We start from the raw sequence: 22204 nt of genomic DNA, 5'->3' as shown, positions 1-22204 counted from the left end.
GTGGTGGTACGGCGGGCGTTCAGCGGCCCAGCCTATTGCCTGCGGCGCCGGGCGAACGCATCACGCCTTGCTGTGCGAGAACAGCTTCAGCACCGGCACCCCGACCTTGTGCCGGGCCCGGGAGGCCCAGTCCCGGTGGAAGAACTCCTCCACGTAGTGCGGGTCGGTCAGCACGATCACCTCGTCCGCCCCGACCTCGTCCACCAGCGCCTTGAGCGCGTCCAGCGGATGGTCCTCGATGAGTCTGCCCTCCGCCTCGCTCCCGCCGGCCCGCAGCGCCTGGAGGGAGACCTCCAGCGCCCGCTCCCCGAAGGGCCGGGCCTCCTCCCCCTCGGGCACGTCCCGCTCCCGCGCCGCCTCGTCGAGCTCGCCGAGGGCCACGTCGTCGATGGCCCGCAGCAGGCGGTCCGCCTGGTCGCCGCGCGGCTGGAGCAGGACGTGGAAGGAGACCGCCTCTTCACCGTGCAGGCTGGTGACGAACTCCACGTCGGCGGATGTCAGGGCCTTCTCGATCATCAGTACGCTTGTGAACACGGCGCCCCTTCTGCGGAAACCATCCTGCCCCGCGCTCTCACGGGGACTGCGAGATTCAGTGTGCCCGCCACAAGCCAAGCGGAACGGTAGATTCCGTCGATTTCGGGACCGTCGCCACCACTGAACCGACGTCAAGTGCGCTGGTAGCGGCTGAAGAGGAAGCCCTCCTCGGCCAGCAGGGACACCAGTGCGAACCGTTGCGGAACCGCTACAGACGGCCCGCCCGCGATGCGCTGCGCGTCGCCCGCGGTGAGCATCGGCGCCACCGTGAGGCACAGCTCGTCGAGCACCCCCGCGGCCACCAGCTGACCCAGCAGCCGCGGGCCGCCCTCGGTCAGCAGCCGCGTGTGACCGAGCCCGGCCAGGGCCTGTACGGCGCGGGCGGGCTCCACGCCGACACCGTCCCCGGCGACGACCACCCGGGCGCCCGCCTTCTCCGCGGCGGCGACCCGGTCGGGGGCCGCGGCGGCGCCGGTGAGGATCAGGGTGGGCACCAGGGGCGAGGTGAACAGCGGCAGCGAGAAGTCCAGGTCCAGGCTGGCGCTGACGACCGCGACGGCCGGCGCCGGCGTCTGCCCGGCCGCCTCCCGCAGCGCCGCGAACTCCGCCCGCGCGCGAGCCGGCCGGTACCCCTCCAGGCGTACCGTTTCCGCCCCGACCACCACCACGTCCGCGAGCCCGCGCAGCGTGCCGAAGATGCGCATGTCGGCCGCGCAGGAGATGGGCTGCGACCGCCCGTCGTGCTGGGCGGCGCCGTCCAGCGTGGAGACCATGTTGGCCCGCAGCCAGGGCACGCGCGTGCCGCCCGCGACGGGCTCGGGGTAGGCGTAGGCGGCGGCGAGCTCCTCCAGGCTCCACTCGCGGTCGGCGTCCGCGCCCCCCTGCGCTGCCGTCGTCCGGGGTGCTGTCGTCACTGTCTCGTCGGTCACAGGGAACAGGCGTCGCATGTCGTGCAGTGTTCCACGACCTTTAGCATGGGTAACCGTGTCGTCCTCCCCTTCCGCACCCGGTCTCCGCCCGATAGCCGACGCGGCTCCGCTCTCGCTGTGCGCGCGCGAGCCGCATGTCCCCGCGGACCGGCTGGTGGCCGAGATGGTGCCGCCGCCCCGCTTCGACTCCGTGCGCTTCGGCACGTACCTCCCGGACCCGAACCAGCCCAGCCAGACCGAGGCCGTGCGGGTCCTGGAGGACTTCGCGGCCGGCCTGGGCGGGGCGCACGCCGTCGGCGGCGGCAGGCGCGGCCTGTTCGGCTTCGGCAGGGCGAAGACGCCCAAGGCCCCCGCCGGACCGCGCGGTGTCTACCTCGACGGCGGGTACGGCGTCGGCAAGACCCACCTGCTCGCCTCCCTGTGGCACGCCACCCCCGCCGAGCCCGCCCTGAAGGCGTTCGGCACCTTCGTCGAGCTGACCAACCTGGTCGGCGCCCTCGGCTTCCAGCAGACCGTCCAGACGCTCTCCGGCCACCGCCTGCTGTGCATCGACGAGTTCGAGCTCGACGACCCGGGCGACACCGTCCTGGTGTCGACGCTGCTCGGCAAGCTCGTCGAGGCCGGTGTCGCGCTCGCCGCCACCTCCAACACGCTGCCCGGCAAGCTCGGCGAGGGCCGGTTCGCGGCGGCCGACTTCCTGCGCGAGATCCAGGGCCTGTCCGCCCACTTCCGCACCCTGCGCATCGACGGCGAGGACTACCGCCACCGCGGCCTGCCCGAGGCCCCGGCGCCCTACACCGACGAGCGGGTGACGAGGACGGCGTACGCCACCGAGGGCGCCTCGCTGGACGACTTCCCCGGCCTGCTCGCCCACCTCGCCAGGGTCCACCCCAGCCGGTACGGCGCGCTCACCGACGGCCTGCGGGCGGTCTGCCTCACCGACGTCCGGCCCGTCCCCGACCAGGCGACGGCCCTGCGGCTCGTCGTGCTCGCCGACCGGCTCTACGACCGCGAGGTGCCGGTCGTGGCCTCGGGGCTGCCCTTCGACCGGCTGTTCAGCGAGGAGATGCTGAACGGCGGCTACCGCAAGAAGTACTTCCGTGCGATCTCCCGCCTCACCGCCCTGGCCCGAGACGGCCGCGCACTGGCCGAGGCCGCCTAGATCCGGCCACCCCACCCGCGCATTTCAGGCCCTCTTCTGCTGGAAACGTGGAGTTAACCCTGCAAACGGCCGACCAGGGTTACCGTATGTCTTGACCAGTCGTTGACCATCACTTGGTCGATGCTAGAGACACGAAGCACGCGGAGGGGGGCGCATGTTCCGAGGTACGGCCGTGCGGACGGCCCTGGCCTTCCTCGCCGCCGCCCTGCTCGCCCTCCAGTTCTTCGCACCGAGCGGATCCTTCGCAGCCGCGCACACGACCCGTCACGCCGTGGCCAAGGCCGTGCCCGGAACCACACCCTCCGGCACAGCGCTGCGCGACGAGTCCGTCACCCACCGTGGCTGCGGCCACCCCGGGGACCCCACCGGTCCCCTGCGCACCCGCGACCGTCACGTGACCTCCGGATGCACGCCCGAGGAGCCCGAGCGCCAGCCGCTCGCCGGGGACCCGTCCGTCCACGCACCGGTCGCGCTCCGCGCCCTTCGTCTGTCGAGACCCTCGACATCCCACTCTCCGGCGGCACTTCAGGTCTTCCGCTGCTGAGAGAGCCGAGCAGAACAGCGCAGTTCCCCCACCCTGTCCTGCCCACACCGACGCGCCCCCACAGCGCGCCAGGAGGAGTCACCACATCATGCAGCCCCTCATCGACAACGCCCGTACGTTCGGACAGCGCCCTGAGGAGTTCGCCAAACTCGCCGAAGGCCAGTCCCCGCAGGTGCTGTTCATCACCTGCTCCGACTCCAGGGTCGTCCCGGCCCTGATCACCGGCGCCCGCCCGGGCGAGCTGTTCGAGCTGCGCACCGCGGGCAACATCGTCCCGCCGTACGCCTCCGAGCACCCCACCAGCGAGGCCTGCACCATCGAGTACGCCGTGGAGGTGCTCGGCGTCCGCGACATCGTCGTGTGCGGACACTCGCACTGCGGCGCCGTCGGCGCCCTGGTCCGCGGCGACGACCTGGACGCCGTCCCGGCCGTGCGGGACTGGCTCAACCACGCCACCCCGCGCCCGGCCGGGGCCGCCGAGGACCCGGCCGTCTCCGAGGGCGTGCAGAGCCACGTCCTGACGCAGCTGCTGCGGCTGCGCTCCTACCCGTACATCGAGAAGAAGCTGAAGGACGAACAACTGACCCTGCACGCCTGGTTCTACGAGGTCCACACCGGCGCCGTCCTGGCGCACGACCCGGCCGCCGACGTCTTCAAGGCCCTGTGAGCGCCGCGATGACGACCGTGACCTCCAAGTACCCTCACCTGCGGCAGGACTTCCTCGCCTCCATAGTCGTCTTCCTGGTCGCCGTGCCCCTGTGCGTCGGCGTGGCCGTCGCCTCCGGCGTCCCCGCCGAACTGGGCCTGGTCACCGGCATCGTCGGCGGTCTGGTCACCGGGTTCCTGCCGGGCAGCAGCCTGCAGGTCTCGGGACCGGCCGCCGGTCTGACCGTGCTGGTCTTCGAGGCGGTCAGCGAGTTCGGGGTCGGCGCCCTCGGCGTGATCGTGCTGATCGCCGGCCTGCTCCAGCTCGCCATGGGCTTCTTCAAGATAGGCCGGTGGTTCCGGGCGATATCCGTCTCCGTCGTCGAGGGCATGCTCTGCGGCATCGGCCTGGTCATCATCGCCGGGCAGATCTACGCCGCGGCGGGCCTGAAGGCGCCGGAGACCGGCCTCGGCAAGATCGCGGGCCTGCCCGGCGCGTTCGCCGACGCGATCGGCAGCACCGAGGCGCTCGCCTCGCTCGCGGTCGGCGCGGGCACCATCGCCGTGATCGTGCTGTGGACACGGCTGCCGAAGGCGGTGCGGTCCGTGCCGGGCGCGCTCGCCGCGGTGGTCCTGGCCACGCTCGCCACGCTCGTCTTCGGCCTGCCGGTCGCCACCGTCGAGGTCGAGGGCCTGTTCGGTGTCGTCCAGGTGCCGGGCACCGACGCCTTCGGTGAGCTGGCGAGCCCGGCCATCTGGGGCACGATCGTCGCGTTCGCGCTGATCGCCTCTGCCGAGAGCCTGTTCAGCGCGGCGGCCGTGGACCGGCTGCACGACGGCCCGCGCACCCAGTACGACAAGGAGATGGTCGCCCAGGGCGTCGGCAACACGGTGTGCGGTCTGCTCGGCGCGCTGCCGATGACCGCGGTGATCGTGCGCAGCTCCGCCAACGTCAACGCGGGCGCGAGGACCAAGGCCTCCCGGGTGCTGCACGGCGCGTGGCTGCTGCTGTTCGCCGCCGCGCTGCCGTCCGCCCTGGCGCTGGTCCCGATCCCCGCCCTGGCCGGCATCCTGGTGCACGCCGGCTGGAAGCTGATCCCGTTCCGCCAGCTCGCGGCGCTGTGGCGCGGCCACCGGGGCGAGGCGCTGATCCTCGTGGTCACGGCCGTGTCGATCGTCGCGGTGAACATGTTCGAGGGCGTGCTCATCGGTCTGGCCCTGTCCGTGGTGAAGACCGCCTGGGAGGCCTCGCACCTCAGGACGGAGATCGTCGACAAGGGCGCCGGCCCCGTCCAGGTCCACCTGACGGGCAACGCGACCTTCCTCAGGCTGCCGAAGATCCTCGACAGCCTGGAGGCGCTGCCCCAGGACCGGCCGGTCGAGCTGGACCTGTCCGGACTGCACCACCTGGACCACGCCTGCCGTACGGCGCTGGAGAACTGGGCCGAGCGGCACAGCGCGGTGGGCACCGAGCCGGTGCGGGTGACGACCGCGGCCTGACGGGCGTGGTCTGACGGGAGTGCCCTGACGGGCGTGGGCCCGCGGGCCGGGGCCGGGCGTGGCCCCGGGCCGCGGGCCGGGCATATCGTTGGCAGCAGCAGACATACCTGACCTCTCACGGAGGAGGTCGCCATGCTCCAGGAGCTGTTGACGGCGGCCGTGGCGGTGGGTTCCGCCGGTCTCGTCTACCTCGCGGCGGCGGCGCGGGTCGTCAAGCAGTACGAGCGCGGGGTGGTCTTCCGGCTCGGCCGGGTCGCCGGGGAGGTCCGCCCGCCCGGCCTGACGATGATCGTCCCGTTCGTGGACCGGCTCAGCAAGGTCAACCTGCAGATCGTCACGCTGCCCATCCCGGCCCAGGAGGGCATCACCCGGGACAACGTGACGGTACGGGTCGACGCCGTCGTCTACTTCAAGGTCGTCGACGCGGCGGCGGCGCTGATCAACGTCGAGGACTACAAGTTCGCGGTCTCGCAGATGGCGCAGACGTCGCTGCGTTCGATCATCGGCAAGAGCGAGCTCGACGACCTGCTGTCCAACCGGGAGAAGCTCAACCAGGGCCTGGAGCTGATGATCGACAGCCCGGCCGTCGGCTGGGGCGTGCAGATCGACCGCGTGGAGATCAAGGACGTGTCGCTGCCGGACACGATGAAGCGCTCCATGGCCCGCCAGGCCGAGGCCGACCGCGAGCGGCGGGCCCGCATCATCAACGCCGACGCCGAGCTGCAGGCATCCAAGAAGCTCGCCGAGGCGGCGAAGGAGATGTCCGAGCAGCCGGCCGCGCTGCAACTGCGGCTGCTGCAGACGGTGGTGGCGGTGGCCGCCGAGAAGAACTCGACGCTGGTCCTGCCCTTCCCGGTGGAACTGCTGCGCTTCCTGGAACGGGCGCAGGAACAGCATCCGCAGGTGCCGGAACGCCACCCGCACGGACAGGAACAGCACCCGCAGGTGGCGGGGCCCCCGGCGCGCGACTAGCGTGCCGGGCATGCGGCTCAGGCTGGTGGCCGTCGCCGTGGCGGCGGCTCTGGGGCTCGTCACGGGGTGCGGGGACGACGGCGGCGACTCGTCCGTGCCCGCGCCCAGCGCCGCGCGGCGGCTGACCGTGTCGAGTGCCGCCTTCGCCGACGGCGGCACCATCCCCCGCCGCCACACCTGCGACGGCGCGAACGTCTCGCCCCCGCTGGACGTGACCGGCGTACCGCACGGCGCGGCCCAGCTGGTCGTCCTGGTCGAGGATCGGGACGCCCCGCACGGCACCTTCGTGCACTGGCTGGTGTGGGGCATCGGCCCGCGCGACACGCACTGGGCGGCCGGCGAGGTGCCGCGGGGCGCGACCCAGGGCAGCAACGGCTTCGGGAAGCGGGCGTACGGCGGCCCCTGTCCGCCCAGGGGAACGCCCCACCGCTACGTCTTCTCGGTCTACGCCGCCGACCGCTCCCCCGGCCCGGCCGCCGACGCCTCGGCCGACGACGTCCGGCGCGCGCTGACCGGCCACACCCTGGCCGTCGGCACGCTCACGGGCCGCTACGGCCGCTGAGGTCCGGCGCAGCGGGTACTCCGTCGGTCATGGGCGACCACCAGCCTCACCTCCGCAAGCTGCTGCGGGTACCGGGCGGCGCACCCGTCGACCTCGCCGCGTACGACCCGGGCTCCACCCCCGGCGGACCGAAGGGCAAGTCCGCCGGACGGGCCGCGCTGGCCCGCATGGGCAAGCCGCTGAACGATCTCCAGGAACGCCTGTGGGCGGCGAGCACCGCCGGCGACCGGCGCCGGCTCCTGCTGGTCCTGCAGGGCATGGACACCAGCGGCAAGGGCGGCACCGTCAAGCACGTGATCGGCCTGTTCAACCCGTACGGCTGCCGCATCAAGGCGTTCGGGGCGCCGACCGCCGAGGAGCGCGAGCACGACTTCCTCTGGCGCGTGCGCAGGGAACTGCCCCGGCCCGGCGAACTCGGCATCTTCGACCGCTCCCACTACGAGGACGTCCTCGTCCCGCTCGTCCGCGGTCTCGCCCCGCCCGAGGAGATCGAGCGCCGCTACGACGCGATCAACCGCTTCGAGCAGGACCTCGCCGACGACCGGGTGACCGTCGTCAAGTGCTTCCTGCACCTCTCCCGCGACGAGCAGCGCCGCCGGCTCCTCAAACGCCTCGACCGCCCCGACAAGCACTGGAAGTTCGACCCGGTCGACATCGACGACCGGGTGCTGTGGCCCGTGTACCGGCGGGCCTACGAAACCGCCCTGACCCGCTGCTCCACCCCGCACGCCCCCTGGTACGTGGTCCCCGCCGACCACAAGTGGTACCGGAACTGGGCGGTCTGCCGGCTGCTGCTGGAGCATCTGCGGGCGCTGGATCCGCAGTATCCGAAGCCGGACTTCGATGTGGCCCGGTGCCGGGAACGGCTGCTCGGCCACTGAACCCGCCGTCGCGGGGTACCCGGCGCCGCATGAGCGAGAATCAGCAGGTCAGCGGATCCTACTGGCTTCAGACCGCGCCCGGCGCCCCCCATCCGCCCCTCGCCGAGGACATCCGCGTCGACGTGGCCGTGATCGGCGCCGGCATGGCCGGGCTGAGCACGGCGTGGGAGCTGGCGCGGGCCGGCCGGAGCGTCGCCGTGCTGGAGGCGGACCGGGTCGCGGCGGGCGTCACCGGGCACACCACCGCCAAGCTCACCGCGCTGCACACCCTGATCTACGACCGGCTGCGCCGCACCCGGGGCGCCGAGGGCGCGCGGCTGTACGCCCGTTCGCAGAGCGCGGCGATCGAGCGCGCCGCGGCGATCGTGGACGAGCTGGGGATCGCGTGCGAGTGGGAGGAGCGCAGCGCCTACACCTACGTCTGCGACGCCGGCCGCGTGGACGAGGTCCGGGCCGAGGCGCGGGCCGCCCGGGAGGCGGGGCTGCCGGCCTCGTTCACCACGGAGACCGGGCTGCCGTTCCCGATCGCGGGCGCGGTGAAGGTGACCGGGCAGGCGCAGTTCCACCCGCTGAAGTACCTGCGCGCCCTGACCGACGACCTCCTCGCGCACGGCGGCCGGGTGTACGAGCAGACCACGGTGCACGGCCTGGACGAGGGCGAACCGTGCCGGCTGTCGACGGGGACGGGGGCGACGGTGACCGCGCGGGACGTCGTGGTCGCCACGCACTACCCAATCTTCGACCGCGCCCTGCTCTTCACCCGGCTCTCCCCGCGCCGGGAGCTGGTGGTCGCCGGGACCCTCGCCGCCGACTTCGACCCCGACGGCATGTACATCACGCCGGACGAGGGCACCCGCTCGGTGCGCACGGCACCGCACGGCGACGGGCAGCGGCTGCTGGTGGTCACCGGCGAGCACTTCACGCCCGGCACGGGCGACACCCGCGCCCGCTTCGACCGGCTGTCCTCCTGGGCCGCCGAGCACTTCCCGGACGCCGCCCTCACCCACTCCTGGGCCACGCAGGACATCGACCCCACCGACACGGTGGCCATGGTCGGCCCGCTGCACCCGGGCGCCCGGCACACCTACGTCGCCACCGGCTTCGGCGGCTGGGGCCTGAGCGGCGGCATCATGGCCGGCAGCCTGCTCAAGGCGCAGATCACGGGCGAGCCGTGCGCGTGGAGCGGCCTGTACGACCCGCGCCGGCTGCGGACCGCCGTACGGGAGGCACCGTCGTTCCTGAAGACGCAGGCCGAGGTGGCCCGGCACTTCGTCGGCGACCGGCTCAAGCCGGTGCCGCCGGTGGACGCCCTGCCGCCCGGCGAGGGGGCCGTGGTCCGGGCGGACGGCGGGCGCCTCGCGGTCTACCGCGACGACGACGGCGCCCTGCACGCCGTCTCCGCCCGCTGCACCCACCTCGGCTGTCTCGTCGCCTTCAACTCGGCCGAGCGCGCCTGGGAGTGCCCCTGCCACGGCTCCCGCTTCGACACGGACGGCAAGGTCATCGAGGGCCCGGCGACCCGGCCGCTGGAGCGGCGGGACATCTGACCGTCCCTCCGGGCGGGTGACACGGCGAGCGGACACGGGACCCGCTGACCGATTAGTCCTATTTACCGCCATACCGTCGTACGATGATCACTCCCGTACGACGTCTCGCCGCCCTCGGCGCCCTCGCCGTAGCCCTCACCTCCTGCGGCACCCCGCAGGCCCCGCGCGCCCCGCACCCGGCCCGCCCGGCGCCCTCCTCGGCGACCCCGGCCGCCCCGACCCTCGCGCCGGGCCCCGCCGGTCTCACCCCGGTCTTCCGCCACGGCCCCCGCACGGGGAGCAGGACGGTGGCGCTCACCTTCGACGCCGACATGACCGCCGACGAAGGCAACCGGGCCGCGTCCGGCGAACGCTTCGACAATCCGCAGCTCATCGCCACGCTGCGGGCGCTGAAGGTGCCGGCGACCGTGTTCATGACCGGCCGGTGGGCCGACCAGTACCCCGTGCAGGCCCGGTCCATCGGGCGGGACCCGCTCTTCGAGATCGCGAACCACTCCTACAGCCACTACGCCTTCACCGGCGACTGCTACGGCCTGCCGACGGTCGCCGCCGACCGGATGCGCGCGGACGTGGAGCGGGCGTACGCGGCGTTCCGCGGGGCGGGCGTGCCGGACGCGATGCCGTACTTCCGCTTCCCCGGCGGCTGTTACGACCGGCAGGCGCTCAAGGCCCTGACCGCGACCGGGGTCACCGCCGTGCAGTGGGACGTGGTGAGCGGGGACGCGTTCGCCACCGACGCCGACGCGGTGGCCCGGCAGGTGCTGGAGGGCGTGCGGCCGGGGTCGGTCGTCGTCATGCACTGCACGCGCAGCGCAGCGCCGGTGACCGAGCGGGCGGTGCGCACGATCGTGCCGGAACTGCGCCGCAAGGGCTTCCGGTTCGTGAAGGTGTCCGAGCTGATCGCGGCCACGGGCACCCGGCGGTGAGCGGCCTACGCTGGAGGCATGAGCGAGGAAGACCACTGCCTGGCCGACGCGACCAGGGCACCGAAAGCGGACGGGCCGCGCTACGCGGAGTGCGTGCTGTGCCGGGAGCCGACGGAGTACCCGGAGTCGTACAAAGGGATCACGCTCTGCCCGGTCTGCGAGTGGCAGGAGGCACAGCGCACCGCCTGCTCGGGGTGAGGGCCGGCCGGCGGGGCCCTTTAGGGTGGGCCGGTGTGAGTGTCGATTCCACCAGTGACAGTCCTTTCCGCGCCGAGCGCACCGCGCGTGACGAGGCACCGCAGTTCGTCCTGCCCCTCGTCGTGCGGATCGAGAAGGCGGCCCCGCCCGCGCGGACCGACGCCCTGGAGACCGCCGCCCGGGCCGTGCTCGTCCTGCTCGCCGACGAGCGGTCGGCCGGGGACGGGGAGTGGGCCGCGGCCGTGCGCGACTGGCAGGACGCGCGGATTCGCAAGGTCGTACGGCGGGCCCGGGGCGCCGAGTGGCGGCGGGCCGAGGCGCTGCCCGGGATCACCGTGACGGGGAAGTCGGCCGAGGTGCGGGTGTTTCCGCCGGTGCCGCTCGACGGGTGGCCGAAGGACCTGGCCCGGCTGCAGGTCTCCGGCACCGACCTGGACGACCCCGAGCCGCCGGCCCCCGCGGAGCCGGGCACGCCCGTGCTGTGGCTGAACCCCGGGCTCGGCATGTCCGCCGGCAAGGCGATGGCCCAGGCCGGTCACGGCGCCCAACTGGCCTGGTGGGAGCTGTCGGAGGAGGAGCGGGCCGCCTGGCGCGAGGCGGGGTTCCCGCTGGCCGTGCGGACCGCCGATCCCGGGCGCTGGGGCGAACTGACGGCGGGCGGGCTGCCGTTGGTGCGGGACGCGGGGTTCACCGAGATCGCGCCCGGCTCCTGCACGGTGGTCGCCGAGCATCCGGCGCTGCGGCGCTGACGCGCCCGCCCCACCCCGCACGACTTTGCCTTCCGTTTAGTTTCTTGCCCGTTGCTTGAACATCGGCTTCCTCCCGCGCGTACCCCCTGGCGCCGGCCAAGCATCACCGGCCGACGTCCGGCCGGTCCTCATCCGGGAGGCACCTTTGGGAATCAGGCGTGTCAACGGTACGGCGTTCCTCGTCGCGACCCTGGTCACCACCGTCGGCGCGGTGGCCTTCCCCGTGTGGTCGTACGCCGACCGGTCGGGCACCGGCCAGGCCAACGTGGCCGCGGGCACCGTGAACACCCAGTGGGGTCCGCTGACGGCCGCCGACCGGGATCTGATCGTGCGGGTGCGGCTGGCGGGGCTGTGGGAGCTGCCGGCCGGGCAGCAGGCGATCGAGCGGGCGCCGAGCCAGGCGATCAAGGAGGCCGGCGACCATCTGATCGTCGGCCACACCGACCTCGACAAGCGGGTGCGCATCGTCGCCGCCCAGCTCGGCGTCGAGCTGCCGAACCAGCCCAACGAGCAGCAGCAGGGGTGGCTGGCGGAGATGACGGCGGCGAGCGGCGCGGAGTACGAGTACAAGTTCGTGAACCTGCTGCGCTCCGCGCACGGCAAGATCTTCCCGGCCATCGGCGCCGTGCGGAACACCACCCGCAACACGCTCGTACGGCAGCTCGCCTCGGACGCCAACCAGACCGTCCTGGACCACATCACGGTCCTGGAGAAGACCGGCAAGGTCGACTTCGACGCCATCGCGAACGACGCGGTCGCCACGACCACCGCCAGCCCGACCGGGCCGCCCGCGCCGGTCCCCGGCCAGGTGGCGCCCTCGGCCCCGGCGGCCGAGGCCAGCGGCCGGATCGGCACCACCTCGCGGCCCTCGCCGGGCGCGCCCGGCACCGTCAACACCGACCGGCCCGATCCGGTGGACTCGGCGGGCGTGCTGCGCTGAGCCGGGGCGCCGAACCTCAAATGTTGCTCTGAAGGAGGGCCGTGCGAGGTTCGGGGCGGGGCGCCGGGGCCATACCCCCCTCACGTTCGCCGAGGGGACGGCAGGGAGGGATGGGCCATGGAGCGACTGGGGACCGGTATCGGGTGGCGGCCGGAGATCGCCGACGCGGTGGAGCGCATGCCGGGCATCGACTGGGTCGAGGTCGTGGCCGAGAACGTCTGCCCCGGGCACCTTCCCGACTCGCTGCGGCGGCTGCGCGAGCGCGGGGTGACCGTCGTCCCGCACGGCGTCTCGCTCGGCCTCGGCGGCGCGGACCGGCCCGACGAGCGGCGGCTCGCCGCGCTCGCCGAGCGGGCGGAGGCGCTTCGGTCGCCGCTGGTCACCGAGCACATCGCGTTCGTACGGGCGGGCGGTGCGCTGACCGCGTCGCCCGGGCTGGAGGCGGGGCACCTGCTGCCGGTGCCGCGGACCCGGGACGCCCTGGACGTGCTGTGCGAGAACGTCCGGATCGCCCAGGACGCGCTGCCGGTGCCGCTCGCCGTGGAGAACATCGCGGCGCTGCTGGCCTGGCCGGGCGAGGAGATGACGGAGGGCCAGTTCCTGTACGACCTCGCCGACCGCACCGGCGTGCGCCTGCTCGTCGACGTGGCCAACCTGCACACGAACCACGTCAACCGCGGCGAGGACCCGGCCCGGGCGCTCGCCGAACTCCCCCTGGAGGCCCTGGCGTACGTCCATGTCGCGGGCGGCTTCACCCGCGACGGCGTCTGGCACGACAGCCACGCCCACCCGGTCCCGCAGCCGGTCCTCGACATCCTGACCGACCTCGCCTCCCGGGTGACCCCGCCCGGCGTACTGCTGGAGAGGGACGACAACTTCCCCCAACCGGCTGCTTTGGAGGCCGAGTTGACATCGATCGGAAAAGCCGTGGAGAAGGGACGAGCACAGGCCGTACCCCGACAGACGAGCGGGCCGACGACACGGCGGGAGTCGGGGACGGCAGCGCGGGGTGAGACGGGGACGGCGGCGCGGGGTGAGACGGGGACGGCGGCGCGACGGGAGTCGCAAAGCACGGCACGGTGCGAGCCGGAAGGCACGGCGCGGGATGCGTCCGGGACAGCGGCGCGAGGCGAGACGGGGACGGCGGCGCGACGGGAGTCGGAAAGCACGGCACGGCGCGAGCCGGAAGGCACGGCGCGGGATGCGTCCGGTACGGCGGTGCGGCGCGAGCCGGAAGGCACGGCGCGGGATGCGTCCGGGACGGCGGCGCGAGGTGGGACGGGGACGGCGGCGCGACGAGAGCCGGAAAGCACGGCACGGCGCGAGACGGACGGCGCGGCGCGGGGTGCGTCCGGGACGGCGGCGCGGGGTGCGTCCGGGACGGCGGGGCGGGGTGAGACGGGGGCGGCGGGGCTTGATGTGGTGCGGCAGCGGGTGGCGTTGGCGCAGACCGCGCTGTTGTCCGCCCTCGTCGCCGGGACGCCCGTGCCGGAGGGGTTCGACCGGGTGCGGATCGGGGTGCAGGCGCGGGCGCTGGCCGGCAAGCGGGCCGACGTCGTGGCCAAGGTGGCGCCCGAACTGCCGGAGATCCTCGGCGCGGAGTACCGGCCCGCCTTTCTGGCGTACGCCCAACGGCAGCCGATGGGCGGCGGATACCGGCGCGACGCGCTGGACTTCGCCGCGTACCTGCTGCGCGACGGGCGGCTCGACGAGGGGCCGGCGCGGCAGGAGGTGCGCGCGTGGTGGCGGGAGCGGTCGGGTCCGGTGCCGTACTCGCGGCGGCCGGGGGTGCGGATCGCGCGGGCGGCCCGGCGGGTGCTGCCGCACCGGTGACCTGGAGCGCGCCCCGGGAGCGGCGGCCGGTGGGCGGTCCCGCACAGACCGCGCAGTAATATGCCATTCCCGCACACGAAGCACATCAGCGTGCGGTGCCGCGAGCAGGAGGCGCCATGCGACCGCGACCGCCGGTCAAGGGCAGAGGCATATTCAGTGGCACGGGCCTCATCATCACGGCCCTGACGGCCACCGTCCTCGCGGTGGCCTTCCCGATCTGGTCCTACGCCGACCGGTCCGGGACGGGCGTCAGCGTGCTCAACGCCCAGACCGTGTCGACCCGGTACGGACCGCTGTCCGGCCTCGACCGCGAGTTCATCACCAAGGTCCGGCTGGCGGGGCTGTGGGAACTGCCCGCCGGGCAGCAGGCGGAGCAGAAGGGCACCACCGACGCCGTACGGACGGCCGGCGAACACCTCGTCGGCGGGCACATGTTCCTCGACCAGCGGGTGCGCGACGTCGCCGCCAAGCTCGGACTCGCCCTGCCCAACGAACCCAACGCCCAGCAGCAGGGCTGGCTCCGGGAGCTGACCGCGGCCCAGGGCACCGACTACGACCGCGAGTTCGCCAACATCCTGCGCCTCGCGCACGGCAAGGTGTTCTCCCTCGTCGCCCAGGTCCGCGCGAGCACCCGCAACTCGCTGGTGCGCGAGCTCGCCGACGACGCCAACACCACCGTCCTGGACCACATCAAGATCCTGGAGGCCACGGGGTACGTCGACTGGGACGCCCTCGCCGAGGGCCTCGCGGCGGACAGCACTCCCCCGCTCACCGCCTCGCCCGCACCACCCGGCCCGACCAGCGACCCGGGAACGGCCGTGCCCGTCACGCCGTCGGCGTCCGCGACGTACGCGCTGCCGCCGGCCGCGTCCAGCCCACCGCCGTAGCCCTTGCCACCCTCACCGGCTGCTGTCTCTGCCGTGGTTTTCGGCCAAGCGGAACGTCACATACCCGCAACGCTCCGTCCGGATGGTGAACAAGGCATGGCGTCGCACGGAGCCCTTGGCATAGAAACGCGGCATGTTCTGGGTCCTTCTCCTGCTGCCGGCCTGGGCCGTCGCCGGAACGGCCTGCACCCGGCTGTGCCTGGCCGCCGTCCGCGCGGCGGCCGTCGGCACGGGCGCCGAGGCGGCTGCCCACGAGCACGATCTGACCCTCTACGAGGCCGCGTTCCTCTCCGGCGGGCCGCGCCGGGTCGCCGACCTGACCATGGTCTCCATGGCCCGCCAGCACCGCCTGCTGCTGGCCCACACCGGCTGGGCGACGGTCGTCGACCCGCGCGGCCGGGACGACATGGAGCGCTCGGTGATCGGCGCCATCGGGCCGGAGGGGCAGAGCCGCGTCGCCCCGGTACGGGCCGCCGCGGCCACCGCCGACGCGGTGGGCCGGCTCGCCGACCGGCTGGTCAGCGCGGGTCTCGCCGTGCCGGACGGCAGCGGTATCGCGGCCGACATCCGCCGGGTGCGGCTCGCGGCGGCGGCCGTCGTGGCGCTCGGCGCGACCGCGCTGCTGATGCCCGCCGGGGGCGGCATGCCCCGCACCCTGGTCGCCCTCTGGTTCGCGCTGCCCCTCACGCTCGCCCTGAGCTGTCTGGCCATCGCCCGCGTCGAGGTCCACCCGTACTCGCGCTGGGCCTCCCCCGCCGGGCAGCGTCTGCTGAGCGCGGTGGCCCGGCGCGCGGCCGACGGCGGCGACCGCGCCTCCCTCGCCTCCGTCGCCGTGCGCGGTGTGCGCGCGGTCGGCGAACCGGACCTGCGCGCGGCCTTCGCCCATCGCGAACAGCCCTGGCGCGAATAGCACCCCGGGGGCGCACGGAGGCATTGGCCGCGACACCGGCCGGGCGGTGCTTGCCTTCCTCATCACGCGAACCAAACATCCCTTTTGTCGCTGCCGCGCACCGAAGGGACACGCGATGAGAGCCCCCGCCCTCTACACGGCCGCCGGATCCTTGCTGCTGACCACCCTCGCCGCCGCGCCGGCCGACGGCGCGCCCGGCGCGGTGGCCGAGGCGCGCGGTACGGCGGTCGCCGCCGCGCACGCCGCGAGCGCCGGCGTCGACTGGGGCAGGTGCGCCGACGCGCAGGACCTGCCGGGCGCCCTCCAGTGCGGCACGGTGTCCGTCCCGCTCGACTACGCGCGCCCCGACGGCCAGCAGATCAAGCTGACGGTCAGCAGGGTGCGGGCCACGCACACGGACCCGCACAACAGCAAGCGCCGGGTGCCCCGGCAGGGCTCGCTGGTCTACAACCCGGGCGGCCCGGGCGGCGACGGCCTCTACTTCCCGCTCGTCGGGCTGCTGCCCGGGTGGAAGCGGATCGGCTCGGCCTACGACCTCGTCGGCTACTCCCCGCGCGGCGTCGGCCGCTCGGCGCCGCTGTCGTGCGAGGACCCCAAGCAGTTCTTCAAGGCGCCGTCGCTGTCGCCGACGTACCCCTCACCGTCGTACAAGAAGGAGCGCATCGCGCAGGCGAAGGCGTACGCGCGCGGGTGCGCCCGGCGCGCGGGCCGTGCGCTGCGGTACTACACCTCCCTCAACAACGCCCGTGACCTGGACGTGCTGCGGGCGGCGCTGGGCGAGGAGAAGCTGACGTTCATGGGCGCGTCGTACGGCACCTACTTCGGGGCACTGTACGCGACGCTGTTCCCCTCGCACGTGCGGCGGATGGTGTTCGACTCGGCGGTGAACCCCGACCCGGAGCAGGTCTGGTACCGCAACAACCTCGGCCAGTCGGCCGCGTTCGAGGGCCGCTGGGCGGACTTCCGGGAGTGGGTGGCCCGGCACGACGACGTGTACGGGCTGGGGGCGACGGCGGAGGCGGTGCAGGGCAGCTACGACCGGGCCGCCGCTCAGCTCGCGGCCGAGCCGGCGGGCGGCAGGGTGGGGCCGGGGCAGTTGCAGAACGCGTTCCTGACCGCCGGGTACTACGACGACTACTGGCCGCACCGCGCCGAGGCGCTGTCGGAGTACCTCAAGGGCAACCCGAAGCAGCTGATCGCGCAGGCGGCGCCGGTCGCGGAGGCGGCGGCCGAGGCGGAGAACTCCAGCGCGGTGTACACGGCCGTCGAGTGCAACGACGCGCCCTGGCCGACGGACTTCCGGGTCTGGGACCGGGACAACACGCGGCTGGCGCGGGTGGCGCCGTTCGAGACGTGGGACAACGTGTGGATGAACCTGCCCTGCGCGTACTGGACGGCGCCGCGGCAGCGGCCCCTGGACGTGCGCACCGGGCCCGGTGAGCTGCCGCCGACACTGATCCTGGCGGCGGAGCGGGACGCGGCCGCGCCCTACGAGGGGGCGCTGGAACTGCAGCGGCGGCTGTCGGGTTCGGTGCTGGTGACCGAGCGGGACGCCGGCACGCACGGCGTCGCGGGCGGACCGAACCGGTGCGTCAACGGCTACCTGGACGCCTACCTCCTGGAGGGCCGGCTGCCGGTGCGGCGCGCCGCCTGCGCACCGCACCCGGAGCCCGCGCCGGTGAGCCGTCCGCACACGGCGGCCGACCGGCGCGGCCGGTGATCAGGCCAGGCCCGCGACCAGCTCGGCGACGTCCTTGCGGCGGCCGGTGAAGAAGGGGACCTCCTCGCGCACGTGCTGGCGGGCCTCCGAGCCGCGCAGGTGGCGCATGAGGTCGACGATGCGGTACAGCTCGTCGGCCTCGAAGGCGAGGATCCACTCGTAGTCGCCGAGGGAGAAGGAGGCGACCGTGTTGGCGCGGACGTCGGGGTAGCCGCGGGCCATCTTGCCGTGGTCGGCGAGCATGCGGCGGCGGTCCTCGTCGGGCAGCAGGTACCAGTCGTAGGAGCGCACGAAGGGGTACACGCTGACGTAGTCGCGCGGCGTCTCGTCGGCGAGGAACGCCGGGATGTGCGAGCGGTTGAACTCGGCGGGGCGGTGCAGCGCCATGTTCGACCAGACCGGCTCCAGGGAGCGGCCGAGCTTCGTGCGGCGGAAGAGGTTGTACGCCTCCTGGAGCTGGTCGCTGGTCTCCGCGTGCCACCAGATCATGAGGTCCGCGTCGGCGCGCAGGCCGGAGACGTCGTAGGTGCCGCGGACCGTCACGTCCTTCGCGGCGAGCTGGTCGAACAGCTCCTGGACCTCGTCGGCGTAGCCCGCGCGGTCCTCGGGGAGCACGTCCTTCAGCTTGAAGACGGACCACAGGGTGTAGCGGATGACCTCGTTGAGGTCCTTGGCCAGCTTGCCCTTGTTCGGGATCCGCTCGGGGGCGGTGGTGGGGGCGTCGTCACTCATGTCCCTTATTCTCCTGCTCCTCCGTGCAGCGACTGCACCGGGTGGGCGGTGAGCTCCTGCACACCGCTCGGGTCTCCGCCGAGCTGGTCCACGGCCGCGTACGCGCTCGCGATGCAGGCCGGGATGCCGACGCCGTCGTACGGGGCGCCGCACACGGCGAGGCCGGGCAGCTTGGCGACGTGCTCGCGGACGCGGGCCACGCGCGCGTGGTGGCCGACCGGGTACTGGGGCAGGCCGTCGGTCCAGCGGGTGACGCGGGTGTCGAGGGGGCGCGCGGCCAGGCCGGTGGCCGCGCGCAGGTCGCGGCGGGAGACGTCCACCAGGTCGGCGTCCTCGCGCTGGAGGATCTCCGTCTCACCGAACCGTCCGACCGAGGTGCGCAGGACGACGACGTCCGGGTTCGCGTCGGTGATCCAGCCCCACTTCTGGGAGGCGAACGTCGACGCCTTGATGGTGCGTCCGTCGACCGGCGGCACGAGGAAGCCGCTGCCCGCGGGCAGGTCGGTGTCGGCGCGGCGGTAGGCGAGGGTGACCAGGGCCATGGAGGCGTACTCGACGGCGGCGAGCTCGGCGGCGGCGGCCGGGGCCTCGGCGCGCAGCAGGGCCGCGGCGGCGGGCGCGGGCACGGCGACGACGACCGCGTCGGCGCTCAGCCTCCGGTCCCCGGCGGTGACCCGCCAGCCGCCGGGGCTCTCGCGGCGCAGCTCCGTCGCCGGCGTCCCGGTGAGGATCTCGCCGCCCCCCGCGCGCACCGACTCCGCGACGGCGAGCGGGAGTTGCCCCACGCCGCCCTCGATGCCCATGAACACCGGGCCGGTCTGCTGCTGGGCTGCCGCCCTGTTCTGGATCTCGCGGACGGCCTCGGTCAGGGACGTGTGCGTCTTCGCGGCCTGGTAGAGCTGCGGGACGGCCGAGCGCATCGAGATGCGGTAGGCGTCGCCCGCGTACACGCCGCCCAGGAGGGGCTCCACCAGGCGGTCGACCACCTCGCGGCCCACCCTGGCCGCCACGTACTCGCCGACGGCGACGTCGTCCCCGACCTCCGTGCGGGGCAGGTCGGCATCGCGCTCGATGCGGGCGAGGCCCTCCGCGGACAGCACGCCGGACAGGGCGGAGGCGGTGCCGGGGACGCCCATGACGTGGCCCTTGGGCATGGGGCGCAGGGCGCCGCGGGTCCAGATCGAGGCGGTCGCGGTGGCCGGCGGCTGCAGGCGCTCGGCGAGTCCGACCTCGCGGGCGAGGGCGACCGCCTCCGGCCGGCGGGCCAGCATCGACTCGGCGCCGAGGTCGACACGGGCGCCCGCGATCTCGCCGGGCAGCAGCTTGCCGCCGACCCGGTCCGACGCCTCCAGCACGGTCACCCGCGCGCCGCGTCCCAGCAGCCGGTGCGCCGCGGCCAGGCCCGCGATGCCGGCCCCGATGACGACGACGTGCCCCGAACCCGTACGTGATCCGCTCATGGCTCCACCCTCTCAGACACCACCGACAGTCACGCCAGGGCCCTGTGGCCCTGCCGAGTCCCGACCGTGACCGCATCGGGACCACCGCGCCCAAACGTCCGGCCCGGACCCGGCGTCGAAGGAGCGTCAGTCGTCACCACCCGGGGGGAAGCCCGTATGCACGCACGACGTTCCGCACGACGTTCCGCACGCCCCGTCCAGGCCCTGGCCGGGATGCTGCTGGCCTCGGCCCTGCTGCTGGCCGGCTGCGGCGGCAGCGACAGCAGCAGCGACGCCGGCGGCGGATCCGACAAGGCGGCCGCCCAGAGCGACGCGAAGGCCGGTCCGGGCGGCGCCGCCCAGGGCCGCAGGGCGTCCGGCACACCGAAGCCGACGGCGGGCGGCATCATCCGCACGGCCTCACTGACCGTGCAGGTCGAGGACGTGCCGAAGGCCCTCGACGAGGCCCGCACGACCACCGAGAACGCCGGCGGGTACGTCGGCGACGAGACCACCACCCGCGACGAGAAGGGCCGCGAGCGCACCCGCGTGGTGCTGCGCGTGCCGGTCGCCGAGTACGACGAGGTGCTCGCCGGCCTCCAGGGCACGGGCAAGCTCCTGGACCGCACGGCGAAGGCCGAGGACGTCACCGACCAGATCGTCGACGTGGACAGCCGCATCCGGTCGCAGCGGGCCAGCGTGGCCCGGGTGCGCGAGCTGATGGACCGGGCGGCCAAGCTCAGCGACGTCGTCGAGCTGGAGGGCGAGCTGAGCAGCCGGGAGGCCGATCTGGAGGCGCTGCTGGCCCGGCAGGCGTCCCTGAAGGACCGCACCAGCCTGGCCACGATCACCCTCTCCCTGTCCGAGACGCCGGTGAAGAAGGCCACGGCCGACGACAGCCCCGGGTTCGCGGACGCGCTGGCGGGCGGCTGGGACGCGTTCGTGACGATGCTGCGCTGGCTGGCGGTGGCCCTCGGCGCGGTGCTCCCGTTCGCCGCGGTAGCGGCCCTGCTGGCGCTGGCCTGGCTGCGGCTGGTGCGGCCCCGGCTGCCGCGCCGCCCGGCCCCGGCGCCCGCCATGAGCACCCTCGGCCCGCTGCCGGCGGCGCGCCCGGCGCCGGAGGCGTCCGGTACCCGGGAGAGCGGCGAGGAGGACTGAAATGCCGTGCCCCCGTAGCGTGTTCGCATGAGCATGAGCGCTGCGAGGGAACGACTGGTCGTGATCGGCGGCGACGCCGCGGGGATGTCCGCGGCGTCGCAGGCCCGCCGTCTGAAAGGCCCCGGCGAACTGGAGATCGTGGCCTTCGAGCGGGGCCACTTCACCTCCTACTCGGCGTGCGGCATCCCCTACTGGGTGGGCGGCGACGTCCCCGACCGCGACCGGCTGATCGCCCGTACGCCGCAGGAGCACCGCGCGCGGGACATCGACCTGCGCATGCGCACCGAGGTCACGGAGATCGACGTGGCCAGCCGCCGGGTACGCGCGCGTGACGTCGATTCCGGGGCCGAGTCCTGGACGTCGTACGACAAACTGGTGATCGCGACGGGCGCCCGCCCGATCCGTCCCGACATGCCGGGCGCCGACGCCCCCGGGGTGCACGGCGTGCAGACCCTGGACGACGGGCAGGCCCTGCTGGACTCGCTGGCACGCACGCGTGGCCGTCGCGCCGTCGTGGTCGGCGCCGGGTACATCGGCGTGGAGATGGCCGAGGCGCTCATCAACCGCGGCTACGAGGTGACGGTCGTCAACCGCGGCAGCGAGCCGATGTCCACCCTCGACCCCGACATGGGCCGCCTGGTGCACGAGGCCATGGAGGGCCTGGGCATCACCATGGTCAACGACGCCACGGTCACCAAGATCCTCACCGGTGGGGACGGCCGGGTCCGCGCGGTGGCCACGGAGGACGCCGAGTACCCGGCGGACGTGGTCGTCCTCGGCATCGGCGTCCGCCCGGAGACGGCCCTCGCCGAGGCCGCCGGTCTCCCCCTGGGCACCCACCGCGGGCTCCTCACCGACCTCGCCATGCGGGTGCGCGGCCACACGGACATCTGGGCCGGCGGGGACTGCGTGGAGGTCCTCGACCTGGTCTCCGGCCAGGAGCGCCACATCGCCCTGGGCACCCACGCCAACAAGCACGGCCAGGTCATCGGCACCAACGTGGGCGGCGGCTACGCGACGTTCCCGGGGGTGGTCGGCACGGCGGTCAGCAAGGTGTGCGACCTGGAGATCGCCCGCACGGGCCTGCGTGAGAAGGACGCGCGCAGGGTGGGGCTGGAGTTCGAGGCGGTCACCATCGAGTCCACGAGCCGTGCGGGCTACTACCCCGGTGCCTCCCCCATGACGGTGAAGATGCTCGCCGAGCGCCGGACGGGACGGCTGCTCGGCGTGCAGATCGTGGGCAGGGAGGGCGCGGCCAAGCGGGTGGACATCGCCGCCGTCGCCCTGACGGCCGGCATGACGGTGGAGCAGATGACGTCCCTGGACCTGGGCTACGCCCCGCCGTTCTCACCGGTCTGGGATCCGGTCCTGGTGGCGGCCCGCAAGGCGGCGAAGGCGGTGGGACAGCCGATCTGAAGGGGCGCGGGGAACCGCGC

At 73.9% G+C, this 22204-nt stretch carries 22 protein-coding genes; 18 read left to right on the top strand and 4 right to left on the bottom strand.

Features of this window, described 5'->3' with window-relative positions:
* Nucleotides 1-60: 60 nt before the first annotated feature.
* Together ACYF6T_RS13000 and ACYF6T_RS12995 are read right to left on the bottom strand one after the other, a co-directional pair.
* Nucleotides 61-534, bottom strand: coding sequence for an indole-3-glycerol phosphate synthase (locus ACYF6T_RS13000; RefSeq protein ID WP_461696096.1), 474 nt, complete (start codon nucleotides 532-534; stop codon nucleotides 61-63).
* Between the two features lie 131 nt (nucleotides 535-665).
* On the bottom strand, nucleotides 666-1481 hold the full coding sequence (locus tag ACYF6T_RS12995; protein WP_461696094.1) for a pyrimidine reductase family protein: 816 nt from the start codon (nucleotides 1479-1481) through the stop codon (nucleotides 666-668).
* A 37-nt stretch (nucleotides 1482-1518) separates the two neighbouring features.
* Between ACYF6T_RS12995 and zapE the strand changes: the two genes are divergently transcribed.
* The 16 genes from zapE (at nucleotide 1519) to ACYF6T_RS12915 (ending at nucleotide 17439) form a co-directional block, all read left to right on the top strand.
* The gene (gene zapE, locus ACYF6T_RS12990) at nucleotides 1519-2625 is read left to right on the top strand and encodes a cell division protein ZapE (RefSeq protein ID WP_461696093.1); all 1107 of its coding nucleotides are present in this window, start codon (nucleotides 1519-1521) and stop codon (nucleotides 2623-2625) included.
* Between the two features lie 154 nt (nucleotides 2626-2779).
* Nucleotides 2780-3169, top strand: coding sequence for a hypothetical protein (locus tag ACYF6T_RS12985; protein ID WP_461696091.1), 390 nt, complete (start codon nucleotides 2780-2782; stop codon nucleotides 3167-3169).
* 88 nt (nucleotides 3170-3257) lie between these two features.
* Nucleotides 3258-3836 carry a carbonic anhydrase gene (locus ACYF6T_RS12980; RefSeq protein WP_461696090.1) on the top strand — a complete coding sequence of 193 codons (579 nt, stop codon included), beginning with the start codon at nucleotides 3258-3260 and terminating at the stop codon, nucleotides 3834-3836.
* A gap of 8 nt (nucleotides 3837-3844) precedes the next feature.
* A complete protein-coding gene (locus ACYF6T_RS12975; protein WP_461696088.1) occupies nucleotides 3845-5314 on the top strand; it encodes a SulP family inorganic anion transporter in 1470 nt (489 codons plus the stop codon).
* A gap of 132 nt (nucleotides 5315-5446) precedes the next feature.
* Nucleotides 5447-6286 carry a slipin family protein gene (locus ACYF6T_RS12970; RefSeq protein ID WP_461696086.1) on the top strand — a complete coding sequence of 280 codons (840 nt, stop codon included), beginning with the start codon at nucleotides 5447-5449 and terminating at the stop codon, nucleotides 6284-6286.
* A 10-nt stretch (nucleotides 6287-6296) separates the two neighbouring features.
* Nucleotides 6297-6848: a YbhB/YbcL family Raf kinase inhibitor-like protein gene (locus ACYF6T_RS12965; protein ID WP_461696084.1), complete on the top strand. Its 552-nt coding sequence runs from the start codon at nucleotides 6297-6299 to the stop codon at nucleotides 6846-6848.
* 29 nt (nucleotides 6849-6877) lie between these two features.
* A complete protein-coding gene (locus tag ACYF6T_RS12960) occupies nucleotides 6878-7729 on the top strand; it encodes a PPK2 family polyphosphate kinase (RefSeq protein ID WP_461696083.1) in 852 nt (283 codons plus the stop codon).
* A 29-nt stretch (nucleotides 7730-7758) separates the two neighbouring features.
* Nucleotides 7759-9276, top strand: a complete 1518-nt coding sequence (locus ACYF6T_RS12955; RefSeq protein ID WP_461696081.1) for an FAD-dependent oxidoreductase — start codon at nucleotides 7759-7761, stop codon at nucleotides 9274-9276.
* Nucleotides 9277-9359: 83 nt separating this feature from the next.
* The gene (locus ACYF6T_RS12950) at nucleotides 9360-10202 is read left to right on the top strand and encodes a polysaccharide deacetylase family protein (protein WP_461696080.1); all 843 of its coding nucleotides are present in this window, start codon (nucleotides 9360-9362) and stop codon (nucleotides 10200-10202) included.
* An 18-nt stretch (nucleotides 10203-10220) separates the two neighbouring features.
* Nucleotides 10221-10400 (top strand): hypothetical protein, encoded by a 180-nt coding sequence (locus ACYF6T_RS12945; protein WP_461696079.1) that lies wholly within the window; start codon nucleotides 10221-10223, stop codon nucleotides 10398-10400.
* A 35-nt stretch (nucleotides 10401-10435) separates the two neighbouring features.
* Nucleotides 10436-11149 carry an aminoacyl-tRNA hydrolase gene (locus tag ACYF6T_RS12940; protein WP_461696077.1) on the top strand — a complete coding sequence of 238 codons (714 nt, stop codon included), beginning with the start codon at nucleotides 10436-10438 and terminating at the stop codon, nucleotides 11147-11149.
* 151 nt (nucleotides 11150-11300) lie between these two features.
* Nucleotides 11301-12089, top strand: a complete 789-nt coding sequence (locus ACYF6T_RS12935) for a DUF4142 domain-containing protein (RefSeq protein WP_461696362.1) — start codon at nucleotides 11301-11303, stop codon at nucleotides 12087-12089.
* Nucleotides 12090-12206: 117 nt separating this feature from the next.
* The gene (locus ACYF6T_RS12930) at nucleotides 12207-13922 is read left to right on the top strand and encodes an MbnB/TglH/ChrH family RiPP precursor modification enzyme (protein WP_461696075.1); all 1716 of its coding nucleotides are present in this window, start codon (nucleotides 12207-12209) and stop codon (nucleotides 13920-13922) included.
* A gap of 116 nt (nucleotides 13923-14038) precedes the next feature.
* Complete coding sequence (locus ACYF6T_RS12925) at nucleotides 14039-14809, top strand: DUF4142 domain-containing protein (protein WP_461696073.1); 771 nt, start codon at nucleotides 14039-14041, stop codon at nucleotides 14807-14809.
* A 133-nt stretch (nucleotides 14810-14942) separates the two neighbouring features.
* On the top strand, nucleotides 14943-15719 hold the full coding sequence (locus tag ACYF6T_RS12920) for a TIGR04222 domain-containing membrane protein (RefSeq protein ID WP_461696072.1): 777 nt from the start codon (nucleotides 14943-14945) through the stop codon (nucleotides 15717-15719).
* A gap of 115 nt (nucleotides 15720-15834) precedes the next feature.
* Nucleotides 15835-17439 carry an alpha/beta hydrolase gene (locus ACYF6T_RS12915; RefSeq protein ID WP_461696070.1) on the top strand — a complete coding sequence of 535 codons (1605 nt, stop codon included), beginning with the start codon at nucleotides 15835-15837 and terminating at the stop codon, nucleotides 17437-17439.
* Here ACYF6T_RS12915 and hemQ read toward each other — a convergent pair whose 3' ends face one another.
* Nucleotides 17440-18171 (bottom strand): hydrogen peroxide-dependent heme synthase, encoded by a 732-nt coding sequence (gene hemQ, locus ACYF6T_RS12910; RefSeq protein WP_461696068.1) that lies wholly within the window; start codon nucleotides 18169-18171, stop codon nucleotides 17440-17442.
* Nucleotides 18172-18176: 5 nt separating this feature from the next.
* Nucleotides 18177-19631, bottom strand: a complete 1455-nt coding sequence (gene hemG / locus ACYF6T_RS12905) for a protoporphyrinogen oxidase (RefSeq protein WP_461696067.1) — start codon at nucleotides 19629-19631, stop codon at nucleotides 18177-18179.
* 156 nt (nucleotides 19632-19787) lie between these two features.
* Here hemG and ACYF6T_RS12900 point away from each other — a divergent pair, with 156 nt between their 5' ends.
* Together ACYF6T_RS12900 and ACYF6T_RS12895 are read left to right on the top strand one after the other, a co-directional pair.
* Complete coding sequence (locus ACYF6T_RS12900; protein ID WP_461696065.1) at nucleotides 19788-20768, top strand: DUF4349 domain-containing protein; 981 nt, start codon at nucleotides 19788-19790, stop codon at nucleotides 20766-20768.
* A 27-nt stretch (nucleotides 20769-20795) separates the two neighbouring features.
* The gene (locus ACYF6T_RS12895; protein ID WP_461696063.1) at nucleotides 20796-22184 is read left to right on the top strand and encodes an FAD-dependent oxidoreductase; all 1389 of its coding nucleotides are present in this window, start codon (nucleotides 20796-20798) and stop codon (nucleotides 22182-22184) included.
* The last annotated feature ends 20 nt before the right edge of the window (nucleotides 22185-22204 follow it).

Source organism: Streptomyces sp. 7R007 (assembly GCF_054850255.1).
Note: the sequence above shows the minus strand (reverse complement) of the source record. Positions and strands in the feature narration are given on the sequence as shown.

What these genes read in the sequence shown, in the direction of transcription:
- ACYF6T_RS12930 (WP_461696075.1), top strand. Translation starts at nt 12,207, where the DNA reads ATGGAGCGACTGGGGACCGGTATCGGGTGGCGGCCGGAGATCGCCGAC.
- ACYF6T_RS12965 (WP_461696084.1), top strand. Translation starts at nt 6,297, where the DNA reads ATGCGGCTCAGGCTGGTGGCCGTCGCCGTGGCGGCGGCTCTGGGGCTC.
- ACYF6T_RS12900 (WP_461696065.1), top strand. Translation starts at nt 19,788, where the DNA reads ATGCACGCACGACGTTCCGCACGACGTTCCGCACGCCCCGTCCAGGCC.
- ACYF6T_RS12945 (WP_461696079.1), top strand. Translation starts at nt 10,221, where the DNA reads ATGAGCGAGGAAGACCACTGCCTGGCCGACGCGACCAGGGCACCGAAA.
- ACYF6T_RS12995 (WP_461696094.1), bottom strand. Translation starts at nt 1,481, where the DNA reads ATGCGACGCCTGTTCCCTGTGACCGACGAGACAGTGACGACAGCACCC.
- ACYF6T_RS12925 (WP_461696073.1), top strand. Translation starts at nt 14,039, where the DNA reads ATGCGACCGCGACCGCCGGTCAAGGGCAGAGGCATATTCAGTGGCACG.
- ACYF6T_RS12950 (WP_461696080.1), top strand. Translation starts at nt 9,360, where the DNA reads ATGATCACTCCCGTACGACGTCTCGCCGCCCTCGGCGCCCTCGCCGTA.
- ACYF6T_RS12975 (WP_461696088.1), top strand. Translation starts at nt 3,845, where the DNA reads ATGACGACCGTGACCTCCAAGTACCCTCACCTGCGGCAGGACTTCCTC.
- ACYF6T_RS12970 (WP_461696086.1), top strand. Translation starts at nt 5,447, where the DNA reads ATGCTCCAGGAGCTGTTGACGGCGGCCGTGGCGGTGGGTTCCGCCGGT.
- ACYF6T_RS12985 (WP_461696091.1), top strand. Translation starts at nt 2,780, where the DNA reads ATGTTCCGAGGTACGGCCGTGCGGACGGCCCTGGCCTTCCTCGCCGCC.
- ACYF6T_RS12920 (WP_461696072.1), top strand. Translation starts at nt 14,943, where the DNA reads ATGTTCTGGGTCCTTCTCCTGCTGCCGGCCTGGGCCGTCGCCGGAACG.
- ACYF6T_RS12960 (WP_461696083.1), top strand. Translation starts at nt 6,878, where the DNA reads ATGGGCGACCACCAGCCTCACCTCCGCAAGCTGCTGCGGGTACCGGGC.
- hemQ (WP_461696068.1), bottom strand. Translation starts at nt 18,171, where the DNA reads ATGAGTGACGACGCCCCCACCACCGCCCCCGAGCGGATCCCGAACAAG.
- ACYF6T_RS12955 (WP_461696081.1), top strand. Translation starts at nt 7,759, where the DNA reads ATGAGCGAGAATCAGCAGGTCAGCGGATCCTACTGGCTTCAGACCGCG.
- hemG (WP_461696067.1), bottom strand. Translation starts at nt 19,631, where the DNA reads ATGAGCGGATCACGTACGGGTTCGGGGCACGTCGTCGTCATCGGGGCC.
- ACYF6T_RS12915 (WP_461696070.1), top strand. Translation starts at nt 15,835, where the DNA reads ATGAGAGCCCCCGCCCTCTACACGGCCGCCGGATCCTTGCTGCTGACC.
- ACYF6T_RS12980 (WP_461696090.1), top strand. Translation starts at nt 3,258, where the DNA reads ATGCAGCCCCTCATCGACAACGCCCGTACGTTCGGACAGCGCCCTGAG.
- ACYF6T_RS12895 (WP_461696063.1), top strand. Translation starts at nt 20,796, where the DNA reads ATGAGCATGAGCGCTGCGAGGGAACGACTGGTCGTGATCGGCGGCGAC.